The organism is Stenotrophomonas thermophila (assembly GCF_001499715.1).
GTDB lineage: Bacteria > Pseudomonadota > Gammaproteobacteria > Xanthomonadales > Xanthomonadaceae > Stenotrophomonas > Stenotrophomonas hibiscicola.
In genome coordinates, this window is record NZ_CVIW01000034.1 from 132934 (window position 1) to 147302 (window position 14369).

Genomic DNA, 14369 nt, shown 5'->3' on the forward strand with positions numbered 1-14369 from the left:
TTACAGCTGCGATTCCAGCGGTAGCCAGCTGATCACCCGCGACAACCAGCGTTTGCGCGCCGTTGCCCCTGGCTCTTCCTCCGCCCAGTGCGGTGGTGGTTCGCGCTCCAGCCAGCGCAACCGGCGACGGTCGTCCAGCGCCAGCCACCAGCTGTGCCTGGGATCCGCCAGGCGCAGGTACTCGCCGCGCAGCTGTGCACCCAGCAACGGATCGTCGAACAGCACACCCATTTCAGTGTTCAGGTAGGCCGAGCGCGGATCGAGGTTGAATGAGCCGACGAAGCCGCGGCGGTCATCGACCAGGAACGCCTTGGTGTGCAGGCTGGCGCCGCTGCTGCCGAACACGCCCGCATCGCCGGACTGTCCTTGTGCCTTCAGCTCATACAGGTGGACGCCGGCTTCGAGCAACGGCACGCGGTAGCCCATGTAGCCGCCGTGCACCGCGGCGACGTCATTGGCAGCCAGTGAGTTGGTGACCACGCCGACCTGCACGCCCCGCCGGGCCATGGCCGAAAAGCCATCCAGGCCCTCGTTGCCGGGCACGAAGTAGGGCGAGATCAACAGGGCCTTGTGCCGGGCGGCCTGCAGCTCGCTGGTCAGCGTCGAAACCAGCCACGCGCCGCGATCATCGTCGCGGTGCTTCATCGGCGGGTCCGAGACGATGCGCACTGCACGGCTCCAGCGCAATGGCTCGGGACTCGGGCGCTGCCGCCTGCGCGATTCGGCCATGCGCGCAAGGTAGGGCTGGGCCACGTCACGCTGGGCCTCATGGTCCGATTCGCGTACCAGCAGGCGCAGCTGGGCATCGGTATGGAAGGCAAGCGCCGATACCGGAATGGCGGCCTCGCTGTTCCAGTAGTCGTCGAAGATCCGGCTGGCCTGCTCCACGGCAGGACCGGCGACCAGCAGGTCCAGGTCCTGGAAGTTCACATCGGTGCGCGCGCTGAAGTATTCCTCGCCGATGTTGCGGCCGCCGACGATCGCGACGCGGCCGTCGGCAATCCAGCTCTTGTTGTGCATGCGGTGGTTCACGCTGAAGAACCGTTGCACCATCTCCACCATGCGCAGCAGGCCGGTCCGGTTGCGGAACGGGTTGTAGAGGCGGATTTCAATGTTGGGGTGCCGGTCCAGCGCCATCATCAGGGCGTCCTTGTCCTTGGCGTTCATGTCGTCGAGCAGGATGCGCACGCGCACGCCTCGTTCGGCGGCGTCGTACAACGCCTTGGCCATCAGGTGGCCGATCAGGTCGTCGTGCCAGATGTAGTACTGCAGGTCCAGGCTGCGCCCGGCGTGGGTGGTGATCATCGCGCGCGCGGCGAAGGCATCCATGCCATCGCTGAGGAAGGCCACGCCGGACTGGCCGGGATGGGCCTCCTGCAACGGAACGATCTGCCGGTCGATCCGCGTCTGTGCCGGCTGCAGCGGCAGCACGTGCGAGGGCGTGCCCCGTGCCTGCGGGGTGAGATGGTCGGCCAGCAGCAGCCCGGACAGGACCAGCAGCACCAGTGTGGCGAGGATGATTGCAGCAACGCGAAGCAGGCGTCGCCACAGGGGCTTGGGCAGGCTCATGCGCCGATGGTAGATCCACGCCACGCGTGGATCAAAGGCAGACGGTGCATCGCAGAAGATCCACGCCATGCGTGGATGACAGGGACTTCCCTGTCAGAACCGCTCGTCGCTGCCCAGGTAACGCCACTGCCCCGCAGGCAGCGGTCCCAGTGCCACGCGGCCAATACGCAGTCGACGCACGGCCGTCACCTGCAGGCCGGCCGCGGTGACCGCCACGCGCAGGCCCTTGGCGGTCAGGCCCTTGCCCGCGAAGCGCAGGCGCTGCTCGCTCTGCCAGCTGACCTTGGCACCGCCGGATTCCTGCTGCAGGCGCGCCAGCAGCCATGGGCCACGCTCGGGGCCGCCTTCGGCGACCTCGATCAGGTATTCCTGCTCGGTGCGTCCCAGGTTGCGCTGAAGATGGGCCAGCGTGGCCGGGTCCTGGCTGACCACCACCAGGCCGCTGTCGCTGGCCGGAAGGGCGGCCGCCAGCTGCAGTCCGTGGAAGTGGCGCTGCAGCGGACGGATGTCGCTGGCGTCCAGCTCGCTGCGGCTGTCACGGCTGACCAGCGCGCACAGGCTTTCGGCGGCAATGCCAGCCGGTTTGTGCAACAGCATGCTGACCCGCTCGGCCTTTTCATCGCTGGCCTGCTCGGCCACCACGATCACCGCGCTGTCATCGACCGGACGCTGCGGCTGTTCCACCACCTCGCCATTGACCATGACCCAGCCGCCTTCGATGTAGCGCCGCGCTTCGCCGCGCGGGATGCCGAGCAGGGCGGACAGGCGTTTGTCGAGACGGATCGGTTCCATGGCAGGCAGGTCGGGCAGTGGGCGCGCAGTGTAGCTGCTGCGGCCGGTCAGCGCTGGCCGCGGTTGGCCAGCTCGGTCAGGTACAGGCGGGTATCGAATTCCAGCTGCAGGTAATCCGGCTCCATGTGCTGGCACAGCTGATAGAAGGCCTTGTTGTGGTCGGCTTCCTTCAGGTGGGCCAGCTCATGCACCACGATCATGCGCAGGAACGCTGCCGGTGCCTGGCGGAACACGGTGGCGATGCGGATCTCGCGGCTGGCCTTGAGGCGGCCACCGTGCACGCGGGAGATGGCGGTGTGGGTGCCGAGCGCGTGCTTGATCACTTCCAGCGTGTTGTCGTAGCAGACCTTGTTGAGCGGCACCGACTTGCGCAGGTAGCGGTCCTTCAGCTCCTGCGTGTAGTCGTACAGCTGGCGGTCGCTGCGCACCGTGTGCGGGTCGGGGTAGCGCTGCTGCAGCCATGGGCCGAGCTTGCCCTGTGCCAGCAGGTCGCTGACCTGGGCGACCAGGGGTTCGGGATAGCCGGTGAGGTACTTCAGGACTGCCATGCAGGGCCGGCGGGGCGTCGGTAGAATGGGGCATCCAAGATTACACGCGGTACGCACCGACCATGGCAAAGCCCAACGCGCTGCAGGAACAATTGCTCAAGGCCGGCCTGGCCAAGAAGTCGCAGGCCAGCGCCGCCGCGCGCGAGCAGGCCAAGGCGCGGCAAGGCAAGGCCGAATCGACTTCGGCCGAGGTCCAGCGCGAGGCTGAGCGTGCCCGCGCCGAGAAGGTCGAGCGCGACCGCGCGCTGGCCGCCGAGCGCAATGCCCAGGCCAGGCAGGCTGAACAGAAGGCCCAGGCCAGGCAGATCATCACGGCCCATGCCGTGCCCCACAAGGGTGACGACGAGTACCGCTTCAGCGACGGCGCCGCGATCCGCACCCTGCTGATCGACCCCAAGCTGCGCAAGGCGCTGTCGGTGGGCGTTCTGGTCATCGTTGCCCATGGTGACGGTTACGCCGTGTTGCCGCGTGCTGCCGCCGAAAAGGTGCGTGAACGCGCGCCCGAAGCGATCATCGTCGACCACGGCCAGCCGGGCTCGACCGCCGAGATCTCCACCGGCAACGCCGAGGACGACGCCTATTACGCGCAGTTCCAGGTGCCCGACGACCTGGTCTGGTAAGCAGAAAGGGGACGGAGGGGATTAAGTCGCAATCGGCCTGATCGGATCCGTCGGCGTTCTGTTTGGCATCCTGAAGAGCAGCCGAGCATGGCTCGGCTCTACATGAAGGCCTTCCTTTTTGCCGGGGTGTATCGTCCCCATATGGGCGACACACCTGCGGAGGATAGCCATGGCCACCGGTTGGGCGGGAGACGGCGCGGTCCAGGACCAGATCGACGCCACCGTTGATGATGCGATCGCCCGCGCGCGGCGCCAGCTGCGGCAGGGCCCGGGTCTGGAACATTGTGAGGAATGCGACGCGCCGATCCCGTTGGCGCGGCGCCAGGCCGTGCCCGGTGTCCGGCTGTGCGTGGCGTGCCAGCAGGCGCGTGACGACGAAGAACAGGCGCATGCAGGCTACAACCGGCGTGGCAGCAAGGACAGCCAGTTGAGGTAAAGGTTGTTCGGCAGGGCTGCGCCCCCCCCCCGCCGAAGCCTTCAAGTCAAGGCAGCAGCAACAGCAAAAGCTGGCATTCCGTGGGGTGGCGGGGCGGTGTCGGAGTGCGGGGACGCCGCAAGTACGTCCTTGTAGGCTTGGCAGCCGCATCCATACGGCTGACACCCCGCACTCCGACACCGCCCCACCTCCGACAGATTTCCGCGATCGGGTACATCCCGCCGTGCGTGGATAAATTTCCATCGAAATCGAAAATTTCGATATCGGAATGATTTGAGCCGAGCATGGCTCGGCTCTACAGAAGAACGGACAGCTCGCGGAAATCTGTCGAAGGCGGGGTGGGTCCGGTTGAGGGGGCGTGAGCCGCATGGATGCGGCGACCGAGCTTACATGGACGTACTTGCAGCGTCCCCCTCAACCGGACCCACCCCGCCATCCCACGGATAGCATGCTTTTGCCGTTGCCGTTGCTCCGAGCAGGTGCAGGGCGCAGCCCTGCCGACAACTCCACCCTCAGCCGTCGCCCTGGATGCCGCCAGGCGCCTGTGCCGGGTCGCGCCAGCGGCGCACGGTGCGCTGGAAGAACAGGTTGTTCGGCAACTGCAGCACCGTGCCCTCGTGGCCGTCGCCGGTTTCCTGCAGCGTGGTGTAGATCAGGTTCACATCGATCACCCGGCCCTTCAGACCCGGCTTCTCGCCGTTCTCCAGCACCTCGATGTAGTCATGCAGGCGGAACGGGCGCGTGGTGAAGATCAGCAGCGTGCAGAAGATGTTGGAGAGCACGCTCCACGCCGCGAAAAAGGCCACCGCACCCACGGCGGCAAAGCCGGTGAACGCCGTCCACAGTACCGAAGGCGACGCGCCCAGCAGGCTGAGGATGTACAGCAGGGCGCTGAAATAGACCACGAAACTGGTGATCCGCCGGGCGCCCATCGCCATCTCCGGTGGCAGTGTGTAGTGCTCGGCGAAACGCCGGATGAGGCGCCGTGCCAGCACCCGCAGCAGCCACGCGGCCAGCAGGGTCAGCAGGATCTTCACGGCGATACCCACGTCATGCAGCCAGGGGTGGGTCCAGGCGGGGAGATGATCCTTCAGCGACAACATCATGGCGCGACAACAGGTGGCAATAACGGCCCTTGATGTTACCCGGCGCCTGCCGTGGATTCGACTGCCGGGGCCCAGGCCAGGCACACCAGTTCCTGGCGATGCTGCTGCAGGCAGGCGCTGCCACTGTCCGTGCGTAGCTGCAGGGACAGGCCCAATGCCTGCAGCACGACGCAGGCGGCGATCACCAGCACGGCGGCGCAGGCGGGGCTGGACATGACTGGACTCCCGGAGGTGTTTTCTCGAAGACCTTTCATGGATGCAGCCATCGTCGAAAAGGTTGCATGTCCCTGATCGCCGATCACCTCTAAACCTTTTTCCGGGCCGCCGCATCCAAGCGATATGCTCGACACCACCATGCCAGCGCTGCCTGCCGCCAACGACCCCGTCGACGAACCCGCCCTGGTGCGGGCGGCCGCTGCGGGAGACACTGCTGCCTACGAACTGCTGTACCGGCGTCACGCGCCGCGTGTATTCGCTGTGCTGTGGCGGTTGTGTGGCGGCCAGCAGGCACGTGCCGAGGATGCGCTGCAGGAGGCCTTCCTGCAGGCCTGGAAAGCGCTGCCGGGGTTCCGCTTCGAGAGCAGCCTGTCGACCTGGCTGCATCGGCTGGGCGTCAACGCCGCGCTCATGGAGCTGCGTGGCCGGGCGGGCGGGCAGGATCACGACAGTCTGGACGACGTCGACGGGGGCCTGCAGGAACTGGCGGTGCGTGACCGCTGCGCCGGCACCGAGCGCGACCTGGAGCGCGCGTTGTCGACACTGCCACCACGGGCGCGTGCGGTACTGGTGCTGCACGACATCGAAGGCTGGAAACACCAGGAAATCGCCGAGCAGCTGCAGATGGCCGTCGGCAGTTCCAAGGCACAGCTGCATCGTGCGCGCGGCCTGTTGCGCGCACGGCTGGGAGACATGACATGAGTACGCACGAACACGATTCCGATCACGACCTGCTGGCCCTGCTGCGTGCGCTGCCGAATGAGCGCGAAGTGCCCACTGATGGTTGGGCACGCCTGTCTGCCCGGCTGCCGCCGCGTGAACCGCAGGCAGCACCTGCGCCAACGGACAACGTGGTGGCCCTGCCAACGCGCTCGCGGCGCCGCTGGTGGCTGCCGGTCGGCGCTGCCCTGGCGGCCAGCCTGGCGGTCTACGCCGTGGCGCCGTGGCGTCATGCGCAGCCAGAGGTACCGGTACCTTCAGCGCTGCAGCTGCAGGCGGCGGCGATGACCGAGCAGTACCAGCAGGCCGTGGCCTCGCTGCCCGATGGGCGCGCGCCGGAATGGCAGCCGGCCCTGCACGAACTGGATGATAGCGCGGCGCAGATCCGTGCCGCACTGGCGCAGGACCCGCGCGCGCCGCACCTGCTTGGCCAGCTCAAGCGCACCTATGCGCTGCGGCTGGAACTGACCCGGCAGGCGGCCTATGCCGCCGAGTCCGGCCTGACGACCTGAGGAGACCCCCATGACCCGAACCCTGATTTCCTGCTGTGTCGCACTGCTGCTGGCCCCTGCCGTGGCGCTGGCCGACACCCGCATCGACGAGCGCCACACCTTGGCTGCGGGCGGTCGCATCGAACTGAGCAACGTGGCCGGCAAGGTGACCGTGCGTGGCTGGGACCGCAATGATGTGCAACTCACCGGCACGCTCAGCGATGGCCTGCAGCTGCGCCAGGAAAAGAGCGCCAACCGGGTGCGCTGGGAGATTGAATACCCGCGCCGCAGCAACAATGGTGGCGCGACGCTGGTGCTGAACGTGCCGCGCTCGGTGGAACTGCTGTTGAGTACGGTCAGCGCCAGCCAGGACATCAGTGGCATCGATGTGCGACGGCTGCAGGCCGACACGGTCAGCGGCAGCCTCAGCGCGGCTGGCCGCAGTGGCGACAGCAAACTCAACACGGTCAGTGGCAGTGTCAGCGCACGCCTGCAGACGCCGAAGCTGGACGTAAATACGGTCAGTGGCCGGATCGAGGCCGGCGGCGGCGTGTCCGGTGATATCGGTGCGCAGACGGTATCCGGCCGGGTTGCGGTGGAGGCCGGACGCGTGCAGCGGTTGGCGGTGGAGACCGTCTCGGGCAGCATCGATCTGGCAGCAGCCGGGTTGGCGCCCGGTGGCCGCATCAATGTCGAATCGGTCAGTGCCCCGGTCACGCTGAGCCTGCCGCGCACGGTGTCGGCACAGCTGTCGGTGAACAGCTTCAGCGGCTCGATCAACAGCGATGCCGGGCAGGTGGAGCGGCCGCGCTATGGGCCGGGCAGCCATCTCGACACGCGTCTGGGCAGCGGTGATGGAGACATCCGCATCCAGTCGCACTCGGGCAGTGTGAGGGTACGCCTGGATCGCTGAGCGCGCGGTCCGGCAGGCCGCGGCGGCAGCGCCGCCGCGGTCGGTGCTGGGTCAGCTGGCTTTCTTCAGCGCCCAAGTGGTGCCGAGGACTTCGATCTTGCCACCGGCCTTGCGGAACGCTGCCAGGTCCGAAGCGATCGAATCGCTGCTGACCACGGTGCTGGCGGCCGCGCCCTTGCGTTCGCTGCGGATGCTGTTGCTGGCCTTCGCGGGGGTCTTTGCCTTGCGGGGCATGGTTGCTCCTGTCAGGTGGAAGGGGAGGAAAGCGACCAGGCATCAGCCTGGCGCAGGTAGTCCTGCCGCTCGCGGCGGCAGTCATCGCCGCCCATCGAAAACTGGCGGCAGATCGCCGGGCGCTGCGAATAGATCGTGCAGCGCAGGTGATAGGGATCGATCGCCGCGCACCAGCCTTCCTCGTTGCGCGCCATCACGGCACGGCCGTGGGAGTCGCGTGACAGGAACTGGCCAGGCACGTGGTCGCCGGGCTGCAGCAGCACGGGCAGCCGACAACAGACCGCGTCACAACGGCGGCAGTCGATGGGTGCAGGTGCTGCGTCAGGTTGTAAGGCCACAGGGGCCTGGCGGGTGCCCAAAGCGGGTCTCGATGGCGGCTCAGGTGCTGCGCGGACCATGAACGAGCCAGGAAGGCATGGCCGCTAGGCCCGCAGGCGGGCCAGGCTGCACCGTGGACACACACCGGCGTGGCCAGTGGAAGGTGCAGCGGGGTTCTAGCCGACCAAGAGTAACTTAGACCGCGTAACGTTTTGTTAATCCGGGCTGGCTGCCGCCAGTGCCAGGCCCTGGACCACGCCCAGCGAGGGCTCGCCGTGGACCATGCGGGCGCCCGGGAAGGCCTCGGCCACGGCCTGGCGCAGGTAGCCGGCGCGGGACATGCCGCCGGTCAGGAACACCGCATCCGGGTCGCCGCCAATGTCGCTGCGGACCTGGGCCAGCAGTTCCCGGATCTGTTCCAGGTAGCCGTGAGCGGCAGCGGCCAGGCCGGCGGCGCTGCTGTCGGCATGCAGGTCGCGGGCAATGTAGTCCAGCGTGCTGCGGTGCTCGCTGGCGGCACTGAGGGCGATCTTCGCGCGTTCCACATCGCGGTACAGGCGGGCGGTATTGCCGGTGTCCTGCAGGGCCTGCAGGCGCGCGCGCCACGGATCTTCGACGTGATCGTATTTGTGCTGGCGGAAGTCACGCTGGCGGGTCATGTCCTGCACCGTGGCCGCTTCCACGTAGTGGTGGGCGGGCACGCGGGTGATGCTGCGGCCGAACAGCGGCATGTAGCTGGACAGGCTCAGCGCCAGGTCGATGTCGGTACCGCCGCGGGCAATACCCCACGCGCGGTGGATGCGTGGCGCAGCATCGCCGCCGACTTCGGCATGCGCGATGTCGGTGGTACCGCCACCGATGTCGACGATCACCGCCTGGTGCCGCTCGCGGCTTTCGGCGTGGTAATGCATGGCCGCCGCGGCCGGTTCCTCGAGGAAATCGATCTGGTCGAAGCCGGCCTGGGTGGCGGCCTCGCGCAGGATGTCCAGCGCCTGGTCGTTGCCGGCCGCGCCGATCGAGCTGCGGAACTGCACCGGGCGGCCGAGCAGGGCGGCACGCAGCGGCTGGCCGAGCTGGGCGCTGGCAGTCAGGCGGATGTGCTCGAGGATGTGCGCGGCGATGCCGGTGATGGTCTGCTTGGCGCGCGGGTGCAGGTTGTAGCCGAGCATCGACTTCGGGCTCTGCACCAGGTTGCCGTCGTGTTCCTCGAAATAGGCTTCCAGCGCGTCATCGCCATAGACCGCGTTCTGCAGCAGGTCGCTGGCGCTGCGTTCCTTGCCGGCGCGCGCTTCCATCCACTCCCGTCGCAGTGCGCGCAGGGCTTCGCGGCGCAGTGCCTGTGGCGTGCGTTCCTGGCCGGCGGCGCGGGCCGCGCGCGCAGCGCTGTCGATCATCTGCTGCAGCTGGTGTTCCTGCCCATCATCGAGCTGGAAGTCATCCGGGTCGGGCACCACGCCGGGGAAGTACACGCTGGTGCGGAACTGTTCGGCGTCGCCGAAGCGGATCGGCAGCAGCTTTCCCTCATGCACGATGGCGGCGGCGGAGTTGCTGGTACCGAAGTCGATGCCGAGGCGCATGGGAGGTTCCGGGGTCGATCAGGGGCCGCGCACTCTGCTGCAGTTCGCCGCCGACTGCAAGTTCCGGGGGCGTGCCGTTGTGTGTCGGGCCAGGTGCGCAGCCCGGGGCCTGCCTGGAAAAGGGGCAGGGAAGCCAGGCGGTTACAATGGCGGCTGTTGATTCACTTTGAGGTACTTGCTGATGTCTTCTGCCCCCGCCTGCCCGCAGTGCACCCTGGAAAACACCTACGCCGATGGTGCGCTCTGGATCTGCGCCGACTGCGGCTTCGAATGGACCCCCGAAGAAAGCGCGGGCTCCACCCTGGTCGTGCGTGACAGCAACGGCAATACCCTGCAGGCCGGCGACACCGTCACCGTAATCAAGGACCTGAAAGTGAAGGGCTCCTCGATCCCGCTCAAGCAGGGCACCGTGATCCGCAACATCCGCCTGGTCGAAGATGATGCCGAGCACATCGAAGGCAACTCGGACAAGATCAAGGGCCTGGTCCTGAAGACCTGCTTCCTCAAAAAGGCCTGATCGCCTTCAGCGCCTGGCCTGCTGCTGCGCGCGCCAGCGGGCCAGGCTGTCCAGCTTGGCCTGGTAGCGCGCCTGCTCCGGCGCGCCCCCCAGTTCCCGTGCACGCAGCAGTTCATGATCGGCGCGCTTGAGCTGGCCAGCCAGGAAATAGGCGCGTGCCAGCCCGAAGTGGAACTGATGCGCGGTGTCGTACAGGCGCACGGCCTGCCGGTAATGGCGGATCGCCTCGTCCAGTTGGCCGGCGCGTTCGGCCTTGGCGCCGAACATGTACTGCGCGAACGGGTCTTCGCGCTGCACCGACTTCAGCCGGCGCTCAAGTGACTGCGCCTGTGCGGTCAAGCCCAGGCTGCGGAACAGCGCAGAGGCATTGGTCAGTGCGGCATCCTGGCGGCCGTCCAGCTGCAGCGATCGGTCCAGCGCCTGCCGCGCCGCCTCGGTGTTGCCTTCGCGGTGGGCGAGTACGCCGAGGTTGTTCCACACCGGAGCGAACCCGCTGTCCTGGCCCAGGGAAGCGTCGAAGAACGCACGCGCGCCGCCGAAGTCACCGTCGGCGAGGCGCTCCGCACCCCGGTTGTTGTAGAAATGCGCCAATGCCCGCGCACGGCTGACCGGAACCGGCCCACGGCGGTCATAGAGCACGTTGCGATCCAGATCGACGGTACCGAAACGCCCGCCGACGTCGACACCGGCGTTGACGTGGCCGACGCTGTAGACCACGCCCGCGTCCTGGTCCTGGTACCAGGACACTACCTGCCCCACTTCCTGCACGCGCGCCTGGATGCCCGCCTCCCGCGCAAGCGTCACGAACAGCAGGGTGAAGGCCAGGCAGTTGGCGCGGCGGTGCTGCCAGATATCGCTGACGGTGTAGGTCGCATTGGCGTCGTACTGCAGGTCCAGCCCGTGCTGGCCGAAGATCATCTCGACGAGCGCCTGCAACCGCTGGTCGCGGGAGTAGCTGCGCTGGATCACCTGCTTCTGGAGCATCGCACGCAGGTCTGCGGGAATGGCGAACACTTCTTCCGGGGTCGGCACGCGTACGGCTGACACGGTGATGGTCGGGGTCGTCACCACATCGGCGGGCGGTGCCTGGCCTGCGCCGAAGGCAGGAGCACAGAAGGCCAGCAGCGAAAGGGTGAGGCAATGGGCGGCAGAACGGTACATGACGGTTCCCGGCAGCGGCGGGCGCCCCCGCCTGTGGCGAGTGTATTCCCATGGATGTCAGGCTGCAGCGACCGTTGGTCGGCGCCGCGGTCATCCACAACCGATGTGGACCAGCGCTCGACAAAGCTGTGGACAACTGGCTCCGGGCCCCGCCCGGCAAGCGTGGTGAGCGCGTGGTGAAAAAACCGCCAGCTTGCCCGGCGCCGGCACAGGCGGGATGATCCGGGCATGGACTTCTCACCGCTGACGCTTGCCCCGGCGCAGTGGCAGGCGCTGCAGGACAGCTATGCAACGCCGCCACGGGCCTACCACCACTTCGGCCATGTACGCGCCGTGCTGCAGCACTGCCAGGAGGTGGCCGACGGCCCTGGCTGGACGCAGCCGGCCGAGATCTATCTGGCCGTGCTCTACCACGATGCGATCTACCACGCGGGGCGCAAGGACAACGAGGCCCGTTCGGCGCAGCTGGCCCTGCAGGCGATCGCACAGGCACCGGAGCTGGCCGCAGTGGATGCCGCACGCGTCGAGCAGTTGATCCTGCTGACCGCCCGCCATGGTGAGCTGGGTCCGCAGGATGTGGATGCCGAGGCGGCGCTGTTCCTGGACTGCGACATGGCGATCCTGGCCGCGCCGGAGCCGGTGTTTGCCGCCTATGACCGTGGCGTGGCCGACGAATACAAGGGCGTGGTGCCGGCCTTCCTGTACCGCGCCGGCCGCCGTCGGTTCCTGCAGGGCCTGCTGCGGGCGCCGCGGATTTTCCTCAGTGACTTCTTCCACCAACGGCTGGATGCGGCCGCTCGGGAGAACCTGCGCCGACAGCTGGCCCGCTGAGCCAGCCCGGTACACTGGGGCCTGCTTCCACTGATCGTCGCTTCCGACCGTGTCCGTCCCTGATCCCGATCCACGCCCGCTACCACCGGAAGAACCCGGTCCCAACGAATGCTGCGGCAGCGGCTGCCCGCTGTGCGTGCTGGACCTGTACTCCGAGGAGCTGCAGCGTTACCGCAAGGCGTTGGCCGAATGGAAGACGCGGCATCCTGAGGACGCAGCATGAGCCGTGCGCGTCCGGTGGCGGTGCTGGCACTGGTGGCGCTGCTGCTGTTCGTGGCAACCGCGCTGTGGACCCAGGTTGCACGCAGTGATCTGGACTGGGTGCGGGCGACGTTGAGCCTGTATCTGCACGGGCCGTGGGGGCTGGCGTTGCGCGCTGCCTACTGCGTGCTGGCGCTGGCCATTGCGGCGCTCGGCGTTGCGCTGTATCGCGGCAGCATCGGCCCACGGCGCAGTGCGGCCGCACCGCTGTTGTTCACGGTTTCCGCCCTGGGCCTGGCGACGGTGGCGATCGGCGACAGTTGGCTGCCTGAAGCGACCCCGTTGCTGGCGCCGTTCATCCACGGGCTTGCAGCCAACACGGCGTTCCTGTGTGCCTGCGTCGGCATGCTGCTGCAGGCGTGGTACCTGCGCCGGGAACCGGGTTGGCAGCCCGCCGCTGAACTGCTCTGGGGCTGGGCATGGCTGGCCTTCGTGCTGCTGTGGCTGCACGTGCTGTGGCGCGCTGGGCCACCGCGCGGGCTCGGACAGAAAGTGGTGATCGCAGTGATCGTCGGCTGGCTTCTGTACCTGGCGACGGCCCTGTACCGTCGCAGCCGCCAGGCCGCGGCCGACTGAATCCCCAACGGCCTGCGCCGGTACGTGCCGTGCACGCGGCGGCGGCGTATCGTGTGCGCATTCGATCGGGGATGCGACATGAAGCGTGCAGGGCTGGGCAGGGCAATGGGTGTGGTATTGGCGCTGGCCACGCTGCCGGCAACGGCGGCGGTGACCCCGCAGCAGTTCAGCCATGGGCGGTTCGAGCAGATTCCGGTGCACATGCCGGCCGGCACGCCGCAACGGGTGGTGATCTGGTTCCACGAACCCACTGCCGGCGGTGACACCAGCCGCCTGCCGATCGAGGCCCTGCGTGCCGACGGCGCGCTGGTGGCGGCAGTGGACATTGCGCATCTGCGCGGTGTGCTCAAGCGCGAGGGTGACCCGACCTGTTCGTTCGGTTCCGGTGACGTCGAGAATTTCTCGCGCTGGCTGCAGGCTTCGCTGCATCTGCCCGGCTACCACCTGCCGCTGGTCGGCGGTGATGGCGAAGGTGCCGAAATGGCCTACGCGCTGGCAGCGCAGGCCGACACCCAGGTTTTCGCCGGTGTGCTGACCACCGGCTTCTGCCCGGACCACAGCCACCAGCGCATGGTCTGTGGCGATGGCGTGAAGCGCGACAGGCTGCAGCCGGCCGAACTGAATTTTCCGTGGTTGAGTGCGGCAGGTGACAACGGCTGCAGGGCGGGCCAGGCCAGCCGGTTCGTACAGCAGGTGGCCATGGCGCGTGAGTTCAAGCGCACTGCGCGCGGTGATGCATCACCGGGCCTGGTGGCGGCGGCGCGGGTGATTGGCGCGCAGGCTGGCGTCAGCCTGGCACCGCCGCCTGCTGCACTGAAGGACCTGCCGGTGGTGGAAATGCCGGCGGCCACCAGCGGCGATACGCTGGCGGTGTTCGTCTCCGGTGACGGTGGCTGGGCGGGCCTGGACAAGAACGTGGCGTCGTCACTCAACGCGCATGGCGTGGCGGTGGTGGGCATCGACTCGCTGCGCTACTTCTGGAGCCAGCGCACACCGAAGGGCTTTGCCGGCGACCTGCAGAAGATCATCGACCACTACCGCCAGCAGTGGCACCGAGACAAGGTGATGCTGATTGGTTTCTCGCAGGGTGCCGATGTGTTGCCTGCCACCATCAACCAGCTCGATGCCGGTACCCGTGAGGGGCTGGAGCGCATCGTGCTGCTATCGGTGGGCAGGAAGGCCGACTTCGAATTTCATGTCAGCAACTGGCTGGGCGGTGGCGGCGATGGCTTGCCGATCGCCCCGGAAGTGGCCAGGCTGCCGGCAGAAAAAACGCTGTGCGTGTTCGGCGACAAGGATGAGGACGCATTGTGCCCGGACCTGCCGGCCAATGACGGGGTGAGGAAGGTGAAGCTGCCGGGTGATCACCATTTCGGGGGGGACTACGATCGCTTGGCCGAAGTGATCCTCAAGGGCGGTATGTAGCGCTTGGCAGGCGCCGACCTTGGTCGGCGCTGGGGTTGCATGTCGACCAAGGTCGACA

19 protein-coding genes are annotated in these 14369 nt (G+C 67.6%); 10 read left to right on the forward strand and 9 right to left on the reverse strand.

What is annotated here, in order from left to right:
* The 3 genes from BN1263_RS14575 to BN1263_RS14585 all read right to left on the reverse strand — a co-directional run bounded on the left by BN1263_RS14575 (position 1) and on the right by BN1263_RS14585 (position 2909).
* Complete coding sequence (locus BN1263_RS14575; protein ID WP_058982201.1) at positions 1 to 1593, reverse strand: phospholipase D family protein; 1593 nt, start codon at positions 1591 to 1593, stop codon at positions 1 to 3.
* 69 nt (positions 1594 to 1662) lie between these two features.
* Positions 1663 to 2361, reverse strand: a complete 699-nt coding sequence (locus tag BN1263_RS14580) for an RNA pseudouridine synthase (RefSeq protein WP_058982113.1) — start codon at positions 2359 to 2361, stop codon at positions 1663 to 1665.
* A 47-nt stretch (positions 2362 to 2408) separates the two neighbouring features.
* Positions 2409 to 2909 (reverse strand): M48 metallopeptidase family protein, encoded by a 501-nt coding sequence (locus BN1263_RS14585; protein ID WP_021203991.1) that lies wholly within the window; start codon positions 2907 to 2909, stop codon positions 2409 to 2411.
* A gap of 62 nt (positions 2910 to 2971) precedes the next feature.
* Here BN1263_RS14585 and BN1263_RS14590 point away from each other — a divergent pair, with 62 nt between their 5' ends.
* Entirely contained in the window at positions 2972 to 3529 is a 558-nt protein-coding gene (locus BN1263_RS14590) for a DUF2058 domain-containing protein (RefSeq protein WP_058982115.1), read from the forward strand.
* A gap of 169 nt (positions 3530 to 3698) precedes the next feature.
* Positions 3699 to 3965, forward strand: a complete 267-nt coding sequence (locus BN1263_RS14595) for a DksA/TraR family C4-type zinc finger protein (protein ID WP_058982117.1) — start codon at positions 3699 to 3701, stop codon at positions 3963 to 3965.
* A 512-nt stretch (positions 3966 to 4477) separates the two neighbouring features.
* Here the strand turns inward: BN1263_RS14595 and BN1263_RS14600 are convergent.
* Positions 4478 to 5071, reverse strand: a complete 594-nt coding sequence (locus BN1263_RS14600; RefSeq protein ID WP_019662140.1) for a mechanosensitive ion channel domain-containing protein — start codon at positions 5069 to 5071, stop codon at positions 4478 to 4480.
* 35 nt (positions 5072 to 5106) lie between these two features.
* Positions 5107 to 5286: a hypothetical protein gene (locus BN1263_RS14605; protein ID WP_058982120.1), complete on the reverse strand. Its 180-nt coding sequence runs from the start codon at positions 5284 to 5286 to the stop codon at positions 5107 to 5109.
* Between the two features lie 124 nt (positions 5287 to 5410).
* On the opposite strand from BN1263_RS14605, the gene BN1263_RS14610 reads away from it, so the two are divergent.
* From BN1263_RS14610 to BN1263_RS14620, 3 genes are read left to right on the forward strand one after another with little or no spacing between them, the layout of a single operon-like run.
* Complete coding sequence (locus BN1263_RS14610; protein ID WP_019662138.1) at positions 5411 to 5989, forward strand: RNA polymerase sigma factor; 579 nt, start codon at positions 5411 to 5413, stop codon at positions 5987 to 5989.
* Positions 5986 to 6519, forward strand: coding sequence for a hypothetical protein (locus tag BN1263_RS14615; protein ID WP_058982122.1), 534 nt, complete (start codon positions 5986 to 5988; stop codon positions 6517 to 6519). Before BN1263_RS14610 ends, BN1263_RS14615 begins: the two co-directional genes overlap by 4 nt.
* Positions 6520 to 6529: 10 nt before the next feature.
* A complete protein-coding gene (locus BN1263_RS14620; protein ID WP_058982124.1) occupies positions 6530 to 7411 on the forward strand; it encodes a DUF4097 family beta strand repeat-containing protein in 882 nt (293 codons plus the stop codon).
* 51 nt (positions 7412 to 7462) lie between these two features.
* On the opposite strand, the gene BN1263_RS14625 is transcribed toward BN1263_RS14620, so the two are convergent.
* The 3 genes from BN1263_RS14625 to BN1263_RS14635 all read right to left on the reverse strand — a co-directional run bounded on the left by BN1263_RS14625 (position 7463) and on the right by BN1263_RS14635 (position 9540).
* Positions 7463 to 7645: a hypothetical protein gene (locus BN1263_RS14625; RefSeq protein ID WP_005410566.1), complete on the reverse strand. Its 183-nt coding sequence runs from the start codon at positions 7643 to 7645 to the stop codon at positions 7463 to 7465.
* Positions 7646 to 7656: 11 nt separating this feature from the next.
* Positions 7657 to 7950, reverse strand: coding sequence for a YkgJ family cysteine cluster protein (locus tag BN1263_RS14630; protein ID WP_080112561.1), 294 nt, complete (start codon positions 7948 to 7950; stop codon positions 7657 to 7659).
* 228 nt (positions 7951 to 8178) lie between these two features.
* Complete coding sequence (locus BN1263_RS14635; protein WP_058982127.1) at positions 8179 to 9540, reverse strand: Hsp70 family protein; 1362 nt, start codon at positions 9538 to 9540, stop codon at positions 8179 to 8181.
* Between the two features lie 181 nt (positions 9541 to 9721).
* On the opposite strand from BN1263_RS14635, the gene BN1263_RS14640 reads away from it, so the two are divergent.
* The gene (locus BN1263_RS14640) at positions 9722 to 10057 is read left to right on the forward strand and encodes a zinc ribbon domain-containing protein YjdM (protein WP_021204683.1); all 336 of its coding nucleotides are present in this window, start codon (positions 9722 to 9724) and stop codon (positions 10055 to 10057) included.
* 6 nt (positions 10058 to 10063) lie between these two features.
* On the opposite strand, the gene BN1263_RS14645 is transcribed toward BN1263_RS14640, so the two are convergent.
* Positions 10064 to 11218, reverse strand: coding sequence for a transglutaminase-like domain-containing protein (locus BN1263_RS14645; protein WP_058982130.1), 1155 nt, complete (start codon positions 11216 to 11218; stop codon positions 10064 to 10066).
* Between the two features lie 228 nt (positions 11219 to 11446).
* Here BN1263_RS14645 and BN1263_RS14650 point away from each other — a divergent pair, with 228 nt between their 5' ends.
* From BN1263_RS14650 to BN1263_RS14660, 4 genes are all read left to right on the forward strand, one after another.
* A complete protein-coding gene (locus BN1263_RS14650) occupies positions 11447 to 12049 on the forward strand; it encodes an HD domain-containing protein (RefSeq protein ID WP_058982132.1) in 603 nt (200 codons plus the stop codon).
* Positions 12050 to 12098: 49 nt separating this feature from the next.
* The gene (locus BN1263_RS20180; RefSeq protein ID WP_080241960.1) at positions 12099 to 12272 is read left to right on the forward strand and encodes an oxidoreductase-like domain-containing protein; all 174 of its coding nucleotides are present in this window, start codon (positions 12099 to 12101) and stop codon (positions 12270 to 12272) included.
* Complete coding sequence (locus tag BN1263_RS14655; protein ID WP_058982134.1) at positions 12269 to 12886, forward strand: DUF998 domain-containing protein; 618 nt, start codon at positions 12269 to 12271, stop codon at positions 12884 to 12886. Before BN1263_RS20180 ends, BN1263_RS14655 begins: the two co-directional genes overlap by 4 nt.
* 78 nt (positions 12887 to 12964) lie before the next feature.
* The gene (locus BN1263_RS14660) at positions 12965 to 14311 is read left to right on the forward strand and encodes a virulence factor family protein (protein WP_058982136.1); all 1347 of its coding nucleotides are present in this window, start codon (positions 12965 to 12967) and stop codon (positions 14309 to 14311) included.
* Positions 14312 to 14369: the final 58 nt, after the last annotated feature.